The 15,156-nt window shown below is 74.0% G+C and carries 18 protein-coding genes and 1 riboswitch; of the genes, 9 read left to right on the top strand and 9 right to left on the bottom strand.

All coding sequences use genetic code 11. The annotated features are described in order from the left end of the window. Nucleotides 1-59: 59 nt before the first annotated feature. From ACZ4SV_RS34075 to ACZ4SV_RS34055, 5 genes are all read right to left on the bottom strand, one after another. Nucleotides 60-734: an urease accessory protein UreF gene (locus tag ACZ4SV_RS34075; protein WP_365883230.1), complete on the bottom strand. Its 675-nt coding sequence runs from the start codon at nucleotides 732-734 to the stop codon at nucleotides 60-62. Nucleotides 735-745: 11 nt separating this feature from the next. Next, nucleotides 746-2,467, bottom strand: a complete 1,722-nt coding sequence (locus ACZ4SV_RS34070; RefSeq protein WP_468010006.1) for an urease subunit alpha — start codon at nucleotides 2,465-2,467, stop codon at nucleotides 746-748. Further along, on the bottom strand, nucleotides 2,460-2,771 hold the full coding sequence (locus tag ACZ4SV_RS34065) for an urease subunit beta (RefSeq protein WP_365883232.1): 312 nt from the start codon (nucleotides 2,769-2,771) through the stop codon (nucleotides 2,460-2,462). The genes ACZ4SV_RS34070 and ACZ4SV_RS34065 overlap by 8 nt, the downstream gene beginning before the upstream one ends. Before the next feature lie 10 nt (nucleotides 2,772-2,781). Next, a complete protein-coding gene (locus ACZ4SV_RS34060) occupies nucleotides 2,782-3,084 on the bottom strand; it encodes an urease subunit gamma (protein ID WP_365883233.1) in 303 nt (100 codons plus the stop codon). A gap of 388 nt (nucleotides 3,085-3,472) precedes the next feature. Continuing rightward, nucleotides 3,473-3,751, bottom strand: a complete 279-nt coding sequence (locus tag ACZ4SV_RS34055; RefSeq protein ID WP_365883234.1) for a type II toxin-antitoxin system Phd/YefM family antitoxin — start codon at nucleotides 3,749-3,751, stop codon at nucleotides 3,473-3,475. Nucleotides 3,752-3,837: 86 nt separating this feature from the next. Here ACZ4SV_RS34055 and ACZ4SV_RS34050 point away from each other — a divergent pair, with 86 nt between their 5' ends. The 3 genes from ACZ4SV_RS34050 to ACZ4SV_RS34040 all read left to right on the top strand — a co-directional run bounded on the left by ACZ4SV_RS34050 (nucleotide 3,838) and on the right by ACZ4SV_RS34040 (nucleotide 5,863). Next, the gene (locus tag ACZ4SV_RS34050) at nucleotides 3,838-4,488 is read left to right on the top strand and encodes an ATP-dependent Clp protease proteolytic subunit (RefSeq protein WP_468009998.1); all 651 of its coding nucleotides are present in this window, start codon (nucleotides 3,838-3,840) and stop codon (nucleotides 4,486-4,488) included. 7 nt (nucleotides 4,489-4,495) lie between these two features. Beyond that, nucleotides 4,496-4,801: a hypothetical protein gene (locus ACZ4SV_RS34045; RefSeq protein ID WP_397941458.1), complete on the top strand. Its 306-nt coding sequence runs from the start codon at nucleotides 4,496-4,498 to the stop codon at nucleotides 4,799-4,801. Between the two features lie 453 nt (nucleotides 4,802-5,254). Next, a riboswitch (cyclic di-AMP (ydaO/yuaA leader) is annotated at nucleotides 5,255-5,386 on the top strand. Nucleotides 5,387-5,389: 3 nt separating this feature from the next. Next, a complete protein-coding gene (locus tag ACZ4SV_RS34040; RefSeq protein ID WP_365883237.1) occupies nucleotides 5,390-5,863 on the top strand; it encodes a C40 family peptidase in 474 nt (157 codons plus the stop codon). A 651-nt stretch (nucleotides 5,864-6,514) separates the two neighbouring features. Here the strand turns inward: ACZ4SV_RS34040 and ACZ4SV_RS34035 are convergent. Beyond that, on the bottom strand, nucleotides 6,515-6,970 hold the full coding sequence (locus ACZ4SV_RS34035) for an ATP-binding protein (RefSeq protein ID WP_397972918.1): 456 nt from the start codon (nucleotides 6,968-6,970) through the stop codon (nucleotides 6,515-6,517). Nucleotides 6,971-7,181: 211 nt separating this feature from the next. Between ACZ4SV_RS34035 and ACZ4SV_RS34030 the strand changes: the two genes are divergently transcribed. Next, nucleotides 7,182-8,042, top strand: a complete 861-nt coding sequence (locus tag ACZ4SV_RS34030; protein ID WP_397941452.1) for a helix-turn-helix domain-containing protein — start codon at nucleotides 7,182-7,184, stop codon at nucleotides 8,040-8,042. Nucleotides 8,043-8,051: 9 nt separating this feature from the next. Further along, nucleotides 8,052-8,273, top strand: coding sequence for a DUF397 domain-containing protein (locus ACZ4SV_RS34025; RefSeq protein WP_365875497.1), 222 nt, complete (start codon nucleotides 8,052-8,054; stop codon nucleotides 8,271-8,273). Between the two features lie 81 nt (nucleotides 8,274-8,354). Here the strand turns inward: ACZ4SV_RS34025 and ACZ4SV_RS34020 are convergent, their stop codons facing one another. After that, nucleotides 8,355-9,482, bottom strand: a complete 1,128-nt coding sequence (locus ACZ4SV_RS34020) for an 8-amino-7-oxononanoate synthase (RefSeq protein ID WP_468009982.1) — start codon at nucleotides 9,480-9,482, stop codon at nucleotides 8,355-8,357. 147 nt (nucleotides 9,483-9,629) lie between these two features. Between ACZ4SV_RS34020 and bioB the strand changes: the two genes are divergently transcribed. From bioB to bioD, 3 genes are read left to right on the top strand one after another with little or no spacing between them, the layout of a single operon-like run. Continuing rightward, nucleotides 9,630-10,847 (top strand): biotin synthase BioB, encoded by a 1,218-nt coding sequence (gene bioB, locus ACZ4SV_RS34015; protein ID WP_468009978.1) that lies wholly within the window; start codon nucleotides 9,630-9,632, stop codon nucleotides 10,845-10,847. Next, nucleotides 10,840-12,120, top strand: coding sequence for an adenosylmethionine--8-amino-7-oxononanoate transaminase (locus ACZ4SV_RS34010; protein WP_468009974.1), 1,281 nt, complete (start codon nucleotides 10,840-10,842; stop codon nucleotides 12,118-12,120). The genes bioB and ACZ4SV_RS34010 overlap by 8 nt, the downstream gene beginning before the upstream one ends. A 1-nt stretch (nucleotide 12,121) precedes the next feature. Continuing rightward, complete coding sequence (gene bioD, locus ACZ4SV_RS34005; RefSeq protein ID WP_468009970.1) at nucleotides 12,122-12,838, top strand: dethiobiotin synthase; 717 nt, start codon at nucleotides 12,122-12,124, stop codon at nucleotides 12,836-12,838. A gap of 550 nt (nucleotides 12,839-13,388) precedes the next feature. On the opposite strand, the gene ACZ4SV_RS34000 is transcribed toward bioD, so the two are convergent. Together ACZ4SV_RS34000 and ACZ4SV_RS33995 are read right to left on the bottom strand one after the other, a co-directional pair. Further along, nucleotides 13,389-13,763, bottom strand: a complete 375-nt coding sequence (locus tag ACZ4SV_RS34000; protein WP_468009967.1) for a fic family toxin-antitoxin system, toxin component — start codon at nucleotides 13,761-13,763, stop codon at nucleotides 13,389-13,391. Between the two features lie 33 nt (nucleotides 13,764-13,796). After that, complete coding sequence (locus ACZ4SV_RS33995; RefSeq protein ID WP_468009963.1) at nucleotides 13,797-14,027, bottom strand: toxin-antitoxin system HicB family antitoxin; 231 nt, start codon at nucleotides 14,025-14,027, stop codon at nucleotides 13,797-13,799. A gap of 229 nt (nucleotides 14,028-14,256) precedes the next feature. Here ACZ4SV_RS33995 and ACZ4SV_RS33990 point away from each other — a divergent pair, with 229 nt between their 5' ends. After that, the gene (locus ACZ4SV_RS33990; RefSeq protein ID WP_468009960.1) at nucleotides 14,257-15,141 is read left to right on the top strand and encodes a TIGR03621 family F420-dependent LLM class oxidoreductase; all 885 of its coding nucleotides are present in this window, start codon (nucleotides 14,257-14,259) and stop codon (nucleotides 15,139-15,141) included. The last annotated feature ends 15 nt before the right edge of the window (nucleotides 15,142-15,156 follow it).

The raw sequence follows: 15,156 nt of genomic DNA, 5'->3' as shown, positions 1-15,156 counted from the left end.
GCCCGCGCCGGGGCGGGCCGCCGCGCGTCCAGACGGGCGGGGTGAGCGGGTGGGCGGTGTCAGGACGCGAACAGGCGTACCGGCCAGGCGGCGTGGGCCTCGGCCATGACCTCCAGCAGGGGCGCGGAGGCCGCGGGCAGCGCGTCGGTGCCGTCGGCGGCCACCGCCCGCGCCGCGTCCACCGCGGCGTCCGCGACCCGGTCCAGCTCGGGGGCGAGCCGGGCGAGGACGCCCGTGGCGTGGAACGGGTCGAGGCTCAGCAGCCGCACGGTGGCCGTCGCCGGTCCGCTGACGCTCTCGTAGAGCGCGCAGTGGGCGGCGTCCGCGGGCGTGAGGCCGGCCGCGCGGGCGGCGAGCCCGAGCACGACCGGCTGGTGGGCGCCCTTCGGGAACCTCCGGGCCAGCGCGTCGAGTTCGGCGGAGGGCCAGGTCGCCCGCGCGGCCCGCAGCAGTTGCCGGCCCAGGCGCCGGGCGGCGGCCCGCAGGGCCGGGGACGGGGTGCGGGCGTCGGCCGCCGCGTCCAGTGCGGCCGGGTCGGCGCCGAGGACAGCCGCCGCCGCCAGCGCGCCCGCGACCAGCCCGGCGGTGTGCAGCCGGCCCCGGCAGAACTCCTCCAGGCTCGCGGGGTCGGTGATGTGACCGTCCTTGACGGCGGCCTCCGCCCCGCCGGAGTGCGCGTGCCCTCCGGCGGGAAAGCGGCCGTCGGCCAGGACGAGCAGTGCTGCCCGTGACATCAGGACACCTGTCAGAAGAGGAAGTAGCGCTGGGCCATGGGCAGTTCGGCGGCCGGGGTGGCCTCGACCAGCTCGCCGTCGATGTGCACGGCGAAGCTGTCGGGGTCGATCCGGACGTCCGGCCGGGCGTCGTTCTCCCGCATGTCGGCCTTGGTGACCGCGCGCGTGGACTCGATCGCCACGAACCGCTTGCCGAGTCCCAGCCGCTGCGGCAGCCCGTCCTCGATCGCCAGGCCGGACACGAAGTTCACGGAGTTCGCGGCGGGCGCCCGGCCGATCGCGCCGTACATCGGGCGGGGCAGGATCGGCTGCGGGGTCGGGATGGAGGCGTTGGCGTCGCCCATCTGCGCGTAGGCGATCTGTCCGCCCTTGAGGACGAGCAGCGGCTTGACGCCGAAGAACGCGGGCTCCCACAGCACCAGGTCGGCCAGCTTGCCGGTCTCCACGGAGCCGGTCTCGGCGGCGAGGCCCTGGGCGAGCGCCGGGTTGATCGTGTACTTGGCGACATAGCGCCGTACCCGGTGGTTGTCGGCGCGGCCGTCGCCGGGCAGCGCGCCCCGGCGGCGCTTCATGACGTGCGCGGTCTGCCAGGTGCGCAGGATCACCTCGCCGACCCGGCCCATGGCCTGGGAGTCGGAGGAGATGATCGAGATCGCGCCGAGGTCGTGGAGGATGTCCTCGGCGCCGATGGTGGACGGCCGGATCCGGGACTCGGCGAACGCCAGGTCCTCCGGCACGGCCGGGTTGAGGTGGTGGCACACCATCAGCATGTCGAGGTGTTCCTCGGTCGTGTTGACGGTGAAGGGCCGGGTCGGATTGGTGGAGCTGGGCAGGATGTTGGCCTGCGAGACCACGGTCATGATGTCGGGCGCGTGCCCGCCGCCGGCGCCCTCGGTGTGGTACGAGTGGATGCCCCGGCCGGCGATCGCGGCGAGGGTGTCGCCGACGAAGCCCGCCTCGTTCAGGGTGTCGGTGTGGATGGCGACCTGGATCCCGGTCCGGTCGGCGACGGTGAGCGCGGCGTCGATGACGGCGGGCGTGGAGCCCCAGTCTTCGTGCAGCTTCAGGCCGACGGCGCCGCCGCGGATCTGGGAGAGCATCGCCTCGTGGCTGACGGTGTTGCCCTTGCCGAGGAAGCCGACGTTGACCGGGTAGGCCTCCATCGCCTCCAGCATCCGGGCCAGGTGCCAGGGGCCGGGGGTGACGGTGGTGGCCTTGGAGCCCTCGGCGGGGCCGGTGCCGCCGCCGACCAGGGTGGTGATGCCGGAGGCCAGCGCCTCGTCGGCGACCTGGGGGCAGATGAAGTGGACGTGGGCGTCGATGGCGCCGGCGGTCAGGATGCGGCCGTTGCCCGCGATGATCTCGGTCTCGGGGCCGATGACCAGGTCGGGGTGGACGCCGTCCATGGTGTCGGGGTTGCCGGCCTTGCCGAGGGCGGTGATCCGGCCGTCGCGGATGCCGATGTCGGCCTTGACGATGCCCCAGTGGTCGACGATCACGGCGCCGGTGATCACCGTGTCCGGCGTGCCCTCGGCGCGGGTGGCGCGGGACTGGCCCATGGACTCGCGGATGACCTTGCCGCCGCCGAAGACCGCCTCGTCGCCGGAGGCGCCGGGGCCGCCGGAGCGGTCCTCCTCGATCTCGATCAGCAGGTCGGTGTCGGCGAGCCGGATGCGGTCGCCGGTGGTGGGGCCGAACAGGTCGGCATAGGCGTCACGGGTGATCTCAGGCATCGAGGGCACCCCGGATCTCCCCACGCAGTCCGGCCACGATCCGGGCGCCGGTGAGCGGCACCAGCTCGACCTCGGCCGGGATGCCGGGCTCGAAGCGGACGGCGGTGCCGGCGGCGACGTTCAGCCGCTTGCCGCGGGCGGCGGCGCGGTCGAACTCCAGGCCGGGGTTGGCCTCGGCGAAGTGGTAGTGGGAGCCGACCTGGACGGGCCGGTCGGCGGCGTTGAGCACGGTCAGCCGGGTCACGTCACGGCCGGTGTTGAAGGGGACGGGACCGTCCGCGAACAGGATCTCTCCGGGAATCATCGCGGCCCCCTCAGATGATCGGCTCGTGGACGGTGACCAGCTTGGTGCCGTCCGGGAAGGTGGCCTCGACCTGCACGTCGTGGATCATCTCGGCGATGCCGTCCATGACGTCGTCCCGGGTGAGGATCTTGCGTCCGGAGGACATCAGCTCGGCGACCGTACGGCCGTCCCGGGCGCCTTCCAGGATGTGCGAGGTGATGAGCGCGACCGCTTCCGGGTGGTTCAGCTTCAGGCCACGGGCCCTGCGCTTCTCGGCCACGTCGGCCGCCACATGGATCAGCAGCCTCTCTTGCTCATGCGGGGTCAGTTGCACGTCCCACCTCACCGTCCTTGCTCCGGACCGTGCGGAGTCCGGTTGCCGCAGCCACCGCGACGGGGATAGGTGTAGCACGCAGACAAATCCCCGGATCGTCGTCAATCCCGGGCAAGAAAACCCCTGGTGGCGTGGTTCGGCAGGCTAGAGCGCCAGAGTTTCACCTACGTTAACCAGCCTTTGGCCGATGCATGACTCCGCTATGGGCTGCCGCAGAGACGAGGCGAAGCCGAGCGGGCGGCCGGGCCCAGCGACGGCGGACGGCGAGGCCGAACGGAAGGCGGCGGGCGGCGAAGCGGCACGGGCGGCGGCCGACCGGGACACGGATACGGATACGGCGGGGGCGATGGACGGGTGCGCCCGAGCCGGGAGGGCTCGGGCGGCGGGTTCAGGAGGCGTCCGGACGGCGGTGCTCCGCCGCGAGGCCGAAGCGCCGCTGTTCGCGCGGCGCGGGAGCGGGCTCGCGGACCGTGGACAGGGAGCTGGCGATCCGCTCCGCGCCCGGCTCGCCGAGTGCGTCGAGCCGCTCCAGATCGGCGGCCGAGACCAGCGCGACCAGCGGCTTTCCATGCCGGGTCACGACGACGCGCTCGCCGCCGTACACCACCCGGTTGATCAGGTCGGCGAGTTCAGCTCTCGCTTGCGTCACCGGAATCTCGTAGGCCATGCCTCCATTCTAACGTGACGTACGTACTGTACATTTTTTACAGACGTCGAGCCCATCGGGGCCTCGTCATGAGGAGGGGTATGTCCATGACCCGACCGTCCGCGACCCGGCCGGCCGCCCGGCACGTCCTGCCCGAGTTCACCGAGCGCGCCGGGACCGCCGTGCGCACCCTGGATCCGTACGCACGGCTCTTCGAGGACCGGATCGTCTTCCTCGGCACACCGGTCGACGACGCGGCGGCGAGCGAGGTGACGGCCCGGCTCATATCCCTGGAACACGCGGCCCCGGACCGGGACATCACGCTGTACGTCAACTCGCCGGGTGGTTCCTTCGAGGCCGTGGCGGCGGTCTACGACACGATGCGGTACGTCGGCTGCGACGTGGCGACCTACTGCCTGGGGCAGGCCGCCGGCCCGTCCGCGGTGCTGGTGGCGGCCGGCACCCCGGGCAAGCGGTTCGCGCTGCCCGGCGCCCGGAGCACGCTCCGGCAGCCCGCTCCGGCCGCACCGCTGCACGGCCGGCCCGCCGACCTGACGGCGCGGGCCGAGGAGCTGGTCCGGACCCGCGCCACCCTGGAGGAGATGCTCGCCCGGCACACCGGGCGCACGGCCGGGCAGGTGCACCGGGACCTGGAGCGGGACCTGATCCTCGACGCCCCCGGAGCGCTCGCGTACGGCCTGGTGGACGGCATCGTGCCCCGCCACCGGCGCACGCCCGGCGCACCGGACGGGAGGTGAGCCGCCCGTGCTGCCCGACCTCCCACCGCTGCCCGCCCTGACCCGGGCCGAGGGCGAGCTGATCGACAGTTACCTGGCGGCCGTGGACCTGCTCGGCCGCGTCAATCCGGCCCGGCCCGGGGACACCTACCGCGGGCTGCGCGCCGCCCAGGCGCTGGTGCGCAAGGCGACAGAGCTGCGGGACGCGCTCGCGCTGATGCACCAGCGGGGCGAGACGGAGCTGCACGCGGACACGCTGGCACGCGCGCTGCGGGTGCTGGACGGCGAGCGCCGGGCCGCTCGCGTCGCGCTCCCGCCGGACGACGGCGGCTGAGGCGGACACCCGTCCGGCGTGCGGTCCCCCGCGCGTCGACACGCTTGGTCCGGACGGGAGTTGAAACGGCCCGAACGACGTACCGCCGTCCGGTGTACTTCCCGATCGTTTTCCGGGGCTCCCGAGTTGCGCGGGGCCCCGGTCCGCGGGTCACCGGGAAGCACATCGCCCCAGGTCCGGGGCTACGACCGGGATCTGACGGCCACTCGAACAGAGCAGCGTTCACCCGAACGGGTGAGTGGTGAGTAACACCACAAATCCCCGATTCCGTTGGGATTTTCGGACTGCTGTGAGCCAAGATCCCTGTCTGACGACAAGCCCCCGCCACCGCGGCGGGGCGGTCCGGGCGGACGCCGAGTCCTGCCGCCGCCCGGATGACCGGTCGACAGGAGTGGATCGGCAGGAGTGGAGGACCCAGGCAAGGCGGGTCGCCGGAACGGAAGTCCAGCAGTTCGGCACGGATGGCCGAACGGTCGGACGGAGGCTCCGGGTGACCCTTGGGGTGAAGCCGCGGCAACGCGGCCGGGCAACTTCGCCAGCCCGAATCCGACAGGTCATCCTTCACAGGCGGCTGACGAAGGGTTGCGCATGACTGCGCTCAATCGTGTCCCGTCGCTGATGGCCCGGGCCGGCACGGCCTCGGCGCTCACCCTCGCCGCCGTGGGCGGTTCGATCGTGGTGCCCGGTCTCGCCGGCGACGCCTCCGCCGCGACCATCGCGTCGAAGGCGCTCAAGGTCGCGGCCTCCAAGAAGGGCGCCCCCTACCGGTGGGGGGCCACGGGACCGCGCAGGTTCGACTGCTCGGGACTGACGCTGTACTCGTTCAAGAAGGCCGGCAAGAAGCTGCCGCGCACCGCCGCCCAGCAGTACAACAAGACCCACCATGTCTCCGCCGGCCACCGCAAGGCCGGCGACCTGGTGTTCTTCCACTCGGGCTCCAGCGTCTACCACGTCGGCATCTACGCCGGCCACGGCAAGATCTGGCACGCCCCGAGGACCGGGGACGTGGTGCGGCTGCAGAAGATCTGGACCAGGAGCGTCTGGTACGGCCGGGTCAGCTGACCCGCGCCCGGGCCGGGGCGGCTCCGGCGGCAGGGCCGCGCCGCCACCGGCCCCGGTGGCCGCCTGAGGCCCAGGGGCGGGCACCGCGGCGCCGTACCCCGGCCTGGGCCGCGTACGGCCCGCACAGCGGCCGTGGCGCGCGCTGCGGGGCCCCCTGGCCCCTCGGGCCTCCGCGGCGCTCTGTGGGCCCTCGCGGCCCTTCGGGCCCGCCCGGTCCGCCGGACCGCGCGCCCGGAGCCCGCAGGCCCGTGCCAGGCCCGTGCACGCCCGGCGGGCGTGCGCGCCGGACGCCCCTCGCTCCCCCGCACGCCCCCGTACGCCCGCCGGGCACCTCCGGTGGGCGTTCGGGCGCCGGACGCCCCTCGGTCCCTCGTCCTCTGGGGGGCAGGCGCCGGACGCCCCTCGATCCGTTCCCAGCGCCCGCCGGGCACCCCTGGCGGCCGTTCAGGCGCCGGACGCCCCTCGGCCCCTCCCACCGGCCGCCGGGCACCTCCGGCGGGTACGGGAGCCGGACGCCCCTCGGCCTCCTCGTACCGCCCGCCTTCACCTCTGGCGGGCGTTCGGGCGCCGGGCGCCCCTCCGCCCCCCCCGTACCGCCCGCCGGGCACAGCGTCGCCCCTCGGCCCCCCTCCCCACCCCGCCGACGGATGTTCAGGAGTCCCGTGGGACCGCCGGGACGGGGGCGGCCGGGAGGGTCCAGGGCAGGTCGATGGAGACCGTCTTGCCGCCCTCCCGGGTGGGGCGGATGTGGAGCCTGCCGCCGCACTCCGCGGTGAGCCAGCGGATGATGACCATGCCGCGCCCGTTGTCCTGCTGCACGGCGGCGGGCAGTCTCTTCGGGAGGCGGGGATGGCTGTCCGTGACACCGATGCTCAGTTGCGCGTCACGGCGCAGCGCGATGTCGACCGTGAAGGTGGGTGACTGGCCGAGGGTGTGCTGAACGGCGTTGGTGGCGAGTTCGGAGACGATGAGGCGCACGGTGTCGGCCACTTCCGTGTCGGACGGCAGGCCCCACTCCGCGAGGGTGCCCACGACGTAGGAGCGGGCGGCGGACACCGAGGCGGGATCGCTCGGCAGAGTGACGGAGGCTTCCAGATGGTCTGCCATGGCGGCGTCGTCCCTTCCCACGGGACCGCGGTCCGACATACAGCGGTGGGTTCGAGTACGGTCCCGGACTGGTGCTTGTCCGTCAGACTGCCATCGCCGGACCGGTCACGGGGGCGATCCCCCAAGATATGCATATATCTGTCGCTCGAAGCGGTGAACTCTGCGACGCGAGACCGTATCGGGACGGCTCGGACCGAGTGAGGAGGAGCCCATGCAGAACGGCCCCGCGGTGCGCCGTCGCAAACTGGGCGCCGAACTGCGCACGCTGCGTACCGGCGCCGGGCTCACGAGCGGTGAGGCGGCCCGGCTGGTCGGGTGGCACCAGTCGAAGGTGAGCCGCATCGAGACCGGGTCCAGCGGAGTGAAACCGGCCGATCTGCGGCTGCTGCTGGACGCCTACGGGGTGCGCGACAGGCAGTTGCGGGAGTTGCTGCTGATACTGGCGGGCTCGGAGGACACGGGCGGCCGGCACGGCTGGTGGCACGCCTACCGCGGGGTCCTGCCGCCCACGTACCGGGACTTCATCAGCCTGGAGTCACAGGCGAGCGTGATGCGCACCCTGGAGACCACCGTGGTGCCCGGGCTGCTGCAGACCGCCGAGTACGCCCGCGCGGTGACCCGGGCGGCCGTGAAGGACCTGGACGAAGACCGCCTGGACACTCTGGTGGAGGTGCGGCTCGCCCGGCAGGACGTGCTGCGTTCGGATCCGCCGCTGGTGCTGAGCGCCGTCCTGGACGAGGCGGTGCTGCGCCGCGAGGTCGGCGGTCCCGGGGTGATGGCCCGGCAGCGGGAGCGGCTGATGGACGCCGCCCGGCTGCCGCAGGTACGGCTCCAAGTGCTGCCCTACTCGGCGGGGGCGCATATCGGCCTCACCGGGCCTTTCGTTATCTTCTCATTTCCGAGCACTTCCGATTTGGATGTAGTTGTTCTCGACCAGTTGACGAGTAGCCTCTATCTGGAACGGAAAGAAGACCTGGAGGCCTACTCCGAGGCCTTCAGCACCCTTCAGTTCCACGCCCTTTCCCCCGAGGACTCGTTGGACTACATCGCCGGGATAGGTGACGGCGTGTAAGGAGGCACCATGTCAGCTCTGCCTCGGAACGTCCCTGCCAGTACCGATCTGCACGACGTGCGCTGGCTGCGCAGCAGCTACAGCACGGGCGCGAACAACTGCGTGGAGGCGGCACGGCCGCGCTCCGGCCCCGCGGCCGGGCTGCTCGCCGTACGCGACTCGAAGGACCCGGCCGGGCCCGCACTGCTCTTCTCCGCCGCGAGCTGGACCGGATTCGTCACCACGCTCTGATCCGGACACCGGCTCGCATACCAGTCCGGAATCGATCGGTTCCCTATTCCTTTCGGGCGCAACTCGGCCGTGTCCGCCGACTCACGGTCGCGTGTCGCCGATGACTCGTACAGCGCGTTCGATCTCGGCCCCGGAGAGGTCGGCGCGGGCGGTCAGCCTCAGCCGTGAGATGCCGTCGGGCACGGAGGGAGGACGGAAACAGCCCACGGCCAGACCCGCCGTCCGGCAGCCGGCCGCCCAGCGCACCGCCTCCTCCGGGGACGGGGCCCGCACGGAGACCACCGCGGCGTCCGGACGCACCGCTTCCAGACCCGCGGCGGTCAGCCGCTCGTGCAGCTCCGCGGCCACCTCGCGGGCCCGCGCCGCCCGGCCGGGCTCGCGCCGCAGCAGCCGCAGCGCCGCCAGCGCGGCGCCGGCGGCGGCCGGTGCCAGGCCCGTGTCGAAGATGAACGTCCGGGCCGCGTTCACCAGGTGGTCGATCACCCGGGCGGGCCCGAGCACCACCCCGCCCTGGGCGCCCAGCGACTTGGACAGGGTGGCCGTGGCGACCACGTCCTCGGCGCCCGCCAGTCCGGCCGCGTACGGCGCGCCCCGGCCGCCGTCGCCCAGCACGCCGAGGCCGTGGGCGTCGTCCACCACCAGCCCCGCGCCGTACTCCCGGCACGCCTCGGCCAGCGCGCCGAGCGGTGCCCGGTCGCCGTCGACCGAGAACACCGTGTCGGAGACGACGATCGCCGGGCCCGGGTGCGTGGCCAGGGCCTTGCGCACGGCCTCCGGATCGGCGTGCCCGACGACCTGCCGGCCGCCCCGGGCCAGCCGGCAGCCGTCGATGAGTGAGGCGTGGTTGCCCGCGTCGGAGACGATCAGCGAGCCGTGCGGGCCGAGCGCGGTGACCGCGGCCAGGTTCGCGGCGTACCCGGAGGAGAACACCAGGGCCGCCTCGAACCCGCAGAACGCGGCCAGCTCGCGCTCCAGCTCGGTGTGCAGCGCGGTGGTGCCGGTGACCAGCCGGGAGCCGGTGGCGCCGCCGCCCCAGACGCGGGCGGCCTCGGCCGCGCCCGCGACGACCTCGGGATGGCGGGCCAGACCCAGGTAGTCGTTGCTCGCCAGGTCCAGCAGCGGCGAGTCGGCGGGGCGCGGACGCAGGGTGCGGACGAGACCGGCGCGGCGGCGCGCCCGGGCCTGCTCGTCGATCCAGCCGAACGCCATGGCTCCTCCGGTGCTTTTGTAGGTAGCGGACAGACCATAGCGGCCCGGCCGCCCGCCCACTGTGTGGCAATACCCACACGGTGAAGCGTCCGTGTTGTGTGAAGTCTCCTTGGCCCGGGGCGGTCCCGTAGGACAGGATCGGGCCTCATGGACCTGCTGAACACGCTGGTGGACAAGGGGCTTCGGCGCGAGTTGCCGACGCGCGGGGAAGCGCTCGCCGTGCTGGCCACCTCCGATGACGACCTGCTCGACGTGGTGGCCGCGGCCGGAAAGGTGCGCCGGCACTGGTTCGGGCGACGGGTGAAACTCAACTATCTGGTCAACCTCAAGTCCGGTCTGTGCCCTGAGGACTGCTCGTACTGCTCCCAGCGGCTCGGCTCGAAGGCCGACATCCTGAAGTACACCTGGCTCAAGCCGGACGAGGCGTCCGAGGCCGCCGCCGCCGGGCTCGCGGGCGGCGCCAAGCGGGTCTGTCTGGTGGCAAGCGGGCGCGGTCCGACGGACCGGGACGTGGACCGGGTCTCGCAGACCATCAAGGCGATCAAGGACCAGAACGAGGGCGTCGAGGTGTGCGCCTGCCTCGGGCTGCTCTCCGACGGTCAGGCCGAACGGCTGCGCGCGGCGGGCGCGGACGCCTACAACCACAACCTGAACACCTCGGAGTCCACCTACGGGGACATCACCACCACCCACACCTACGCCGACCGGGTGGACACGGTGCGGAAGGCGCACGCGGCCGGCCTGTCCGCCTGCTCCGGGCTCATCGCGGGCATGGGCGAGACCGACGAGGACCTGGTGGACGTGGTGTTCTCGCTGCGCGCGCTGGACCCGGACTCGGTGCCGGTGAACTTCCTGATCCCGTTCGAGGGCACCCCGCTGGCCAAGGAGTGGAACCTCACCCCGCAGCGCTGCCTGCGGATCCTCGCGATGGTGCGGTTCGTCTGCCCGGACGCGGAGGTGCGCATCGCGGGCGGCCGCGAGGTCCACCTGCGCTCGATGCAGCCGCTCGCGCTGCACCTGGCCAACTCCATCTTCCTCGGCGACTACCTGACCAGCGAAGGCCAGGCCGGCAAGGCCGACCTGGAGATGATCGCGGACGCCGGCTTCGAGGTGGAGGGCGCCGACGAGGTGACGCTGCCGGAACACCGGGCCGCGGCGGCGGGCGGGTGCGGGTCGCACGAGGCTGCCGGGTGCGCCTCGCACGAGGGTGCCGGGTGCGGGTCGCACGCCGGCGCGGGCTGCGGCGCGCACGAGGACGGCGGCGTCTGCGGTACGGCGGGCGTCACGACGGCCGCCGAGCCGCGCACCGACCTCGTCGCCGTACGCCGCCGGGGCGCCGGCACCGACCTCGCGCCCAATGCCTGAGATCGGCGTACCGGAGCTGCTGGAGCTGGACCGGCGGCACGTGTGGCATCCCTACGGCCCGATGCCCGGGCAGGCACGGCCGCTCGTCGTGGAGTCGGCGAGCGGGGTCCGGCTGCGGCTGGCGGACGGCTCCGGCGAACTGGTCGACGGCATGTCGTCGTGGTGGTCGGCCATCCACGGCTACCGCCACCCGGTCCTCGACGAGGCGGCGCGCGGGCAGCTGGACCGGATGAGCCATGTGATGTTCGGCGGGCTCACGCACGAGCCCGCCGTCCGGCTCGCCAAGCTGCTCGTCGACGTGTCGCCGGACGGCCTGGAACACGTCTTCCTGGCCGACTCGGGGTCCGTGTCGGTCGAGGTCGCCGTGAAGATGTGCCTGCAGTACTGGCGTTCGCTCGGCCGGCCGGCCAAGCAGCGGCTGCTGACCTGGCGCGGCGGCTACCACGGGGACACCTGGCAGCCGATGTCGGTGTGCGACCCGGAGGGCGGGATGCACGGGCTGTGGGCCGGGGTGCTGCCGCGGCAGGTGTTCGCGGACCCGCCGCCCGCCGCGTACGAGGAGTCCTACGCCACGCACCTGCGCGAGCTGATCGCCCGGCACGCGGACGAGCTGGCCGCGGTGATCGTGGAGCCGGTGGTGCAGGGCGCGGGCGGGATGCGCTTCCACTCCCCCGCGTACCTGCGGGTGCTGCGGGAGGCGTGCGACGCGCACGACGTGCTGCTGGTCTTCGACGAGATCGCCACCGGCTTCGGCCGTACCGGCGCGCTGTTCGCGGCCGGTCACGCCGCGGTCGCCCCCGACGTGATGTGTGTGGGCAAGGCGCTGACCGGCGGTTATCTGACCCTGGCGGCCACCTTGTGCAACGGCCGGGTGGCCGACGGCATCTCGCGGGGCGAGGTGCCGGTGCTCGCGCACGGGCCGACGTTCATGGGCAATCCGCTGGCGGCGGCCGTCGCCTGCGCCTCCGTCGAGCTGCTGCTCGGGCAGGACTGGCTCGCGGAGGTCAAGCGGATCGAGGCGGGCCTGCGGGAGGGCCTGGCGCCGGCGCGGGAGCTGCCCGGGGTGCGGGACGTCCGCGTCCTCGGGGCCATCGGAGTGGTCCAGCTCGACCACGAGGTCGACATGCGGGCCGCGACCGAGGCGGCGGTACGGGCGGGCGTGTGGCTGCGCCCGTTCCGGGACCTGATCTACACGATGCCGCCCTACGTCACCTCGGACGAGGACGTGGCACGGATCGCGCGCGCGGTGTGCGCCGCGGCGCGGGAGGGATGACATGCCGGTACTGGTGATCACGGGAACGGGCACGGAGGTCGGCAAGACCGTCACCACCGCGGCCGTCGCCGCCACGGCACTCGCGGCCGGGCGTTCGGTGGCCGTGCTCAAGGCCGCCCAGACGGGCGTGGGCCCGGACGAGCGCGGGGACGCGGACGAGGTCGCGCGGCTCGCCGGGCCGGTCACGGCCGCCGAAGTCGCCCGTTACCCGGAGCCGTTGGCGCCGGGCACGGCGGCCCGGCGGGCCCGGCGGGCGCCGGTGCACCCGCAGGAGGTGGCCGAGCGGGCCGCCAAGCTGGCCACCGAGCACGATCTGGTGCTGGTCGAGGGGGCGGGCGGGCTGCTCGTGCGGTTCGACGCGGCCGGCGGCACGCTGGCCGACGTGGCCCGGCTGCTGGAGGCGCCGGTGCTGCTCGTCGCGCAGGCCGGGCTCGGCACGCTCAACACCACCGAGCTGACGGCACGCGAGCTGCGGCGCCGGGAGCTGGAGCTGACCGGCGTGGTGATCGGCAGCTGGCCCGACGACCCGGACCTGGCCGCCCGCTGCAATGTGGCCGACCTGCCGGAGGTCGCCGGCGCCCCGCTGCTCGGCGCCCTGCCCGCCGGCGCCGGCACACTGCCGCCCACGGCGTTCCGCCTGGCCGCCCCGAGCTGGCTGGCCCCCCACCTGGACGGAACCTGGGACACGGAGGCGTTCCGGACCCGGGAGGCGCCGTAGCCCCGGCCTGGGGTGATCCGGCGCGAGTCCGTCCACGGCCCGGGACGCAGGGGCGTTCCGGGTCGGGGAGGCGCGGGGTGACCCGGTGCGACGCCATCCACGACCCCGGACGCGCGGGCGTTCCGGGGCCGGGAGGGCGCCGTAACCCCGGCGGAGACGCGGGGTGACCCGGCGCGACGCGGCTTTCGGCCCGACGCCGCCGTACCCACCGGAGGCGCACGGCGACACCGGACCGGACCCGGAGCGCGCGGGCGTTCCGGATCCGGGAGGCCCCGCAACCCCGGCAGAGACGCGGGGTGACCCGGCGCGGCACCGTCCACGACCGGTGACCCGGCGCGGCACCGTCCACGACCCCGTACACGCGGGCGTTCCGGCCCGGGGGGCGCCGTAGCCCCCCCGCGGGAACCACCCGTTGCGACGCGCAACGCCCTCGCGGCCCGGCGTCGCCGCAGTCACCGATCATGCGCGGCGGCACCAGTCCGGACCCGGGTGCGCGCCGGTGCGGCTGTGCACGGGGCCGGCGGGCCGGACCCGTGCCGGCCCGTGCGCGTCAGGCGCTCCAGCGGCGCAGTTCCCGTGCGATGTCGTCGACGCCCGCCGCGCCGTCCTTGACCAGCCGGGCGAGGTCGCGGACCTGCTCGGGGGTGGTGGTGACCTTCTCGCCGCTGGCGACCAGATAGGCGTAGGCGACCGCGGAGGCGAACAGCGCGTTGGCGCGTTCCAGGGCCGGTACGTGGATCAGCAACTGGAGCAGGGAGGCGGCGCGGGCGTACGGGTCGGGATAGACGGGCACGCCGAATATCTCGGCCCGGTGCCGGGCGACCGCGGCGACCAGGGCGCCCCAGTCGGTGACCTGCGGGTCGCCCGGGGTCTTCTGCTCGGCGAGCATGAGCAGCCAGGCGAGGTCGATGCTGAGATCGTTCAAGGGATCTGCTTCACCGGACCGGCGGGGCGGCCGTCACCGGGCCCCGGTGCCGTGTGTCTCGGGGGACTCCTCGGCGAACACGGACTCGTACCGCCGCATGAAGTCGGCGGCGGCCTCCACGAAGGTGCGGCCCGCCTCGCCGGCGTCCTGTCTGACCAGCTCTTCTATATAGCGGTTGACACTCATGCCGCGGGCCAGGGCGCGTTCGCGGGCCGCGCGGGCGGTGCCCTCGTCCACGCGCACGTTCAGCTGGGTCTTCGCCATGTCTCGACGCTAGCGCCACCGCGCTAGCAGCGCCAAGGGCGCACGGTCGCACCGCGCCGGGCCCGGGTGCGCCCCGCGCTCGTCCCGCCACGGGTGGTGCCGGCGGCGGGGCGGCGGTCCCGGCGGACGCCGCGTGCCCCCCGCCCGGCCGCACGGCCGGTGGGTGAGCGGGCGGGCGCGGGCATGATGCAATCGGTGGGTCCAAGTCCGCTCAGATGAGGGAGAGTTCATGTCGCGACCGTTCCGCTTCGGAGTCAATCTGCTGACGCCGGCGCCCGCCGCCGAGTGGCGGGCCAAGTGCCGGCGCGCCGAGGAGCTGGGCTACGACGTGATCCTCGTCCCGGACCACCTGGGGACGGTGGCGCCGTTCCCGGCCCTGGTCGCGGCGGCCGCGGCGACCGAGCGGCCCCGGGTCGGCACCTTCGTGCTGAACGCGGGTTTCTGGAACCCGGCGCTGCTGGCCCGCGAGGTGGCGACCACGGACGCGCTGACCGGCGGCCGGCTCGAACTCGGCCTCGGCACCGGGTACGTCCCGGCGGAGCACGAGGCGGCCGGACTGCCGTACGGCTCGCCGCGCGAGCGGGTGGACCACCTGGAGCGCACGGTGACGGAGCTGACGCGGCTGCTCGGCTCCGAGGAGCACCAGCCGCGACCCGTGCAGTCCCGGGTGCCGGTGCTGATCGGCGCCAACGGTGACCGGATGCTGCGGCTGACCGCCGCGCACGCGGACATCGCCGCGTTCACCGGGGCCCGGCCGGGCGAGACGGCCGGCGCGCTGGACCCGCTGAGCGCCGGGGAACTGGACGAGCGGCTGGCCCGCTACCACGCGGCGGCGGACCGGGCGGAGCCCGCCGAGCTGAACCTGCTGATCCAGCTCGCGGCCGTCACCGACGACCCGGAGCCCGTGCTGCGGCCCCTGCTGGAGCACAAGCCCGGGCTGACCCTGGACCGGGCGCTGGACCTGCCGATCGTGCTGGCCGGCCCGCTGGAGGACGTGGTGGCGAAGGTGCGGGCGCAGCGGGAGCGGTACGGGTTCTCGTACCTGACCGTGCTGGAGCCGTACATGGAGGCGTTCGCGCCGGTGCTGGCGCGGCTGCGTGAGGAGTCCGCGTGACGGACGGCGGGCAGG

It is taken from the genome of Streptomyces sp. NPDC027672 (genome assembly GCF_055566335.1).
The sequence above is the reverse complement of the archived record's forward strand: the minus strand, read 5'-3'. Positions and strand labels throughout refer to the sequence as shown.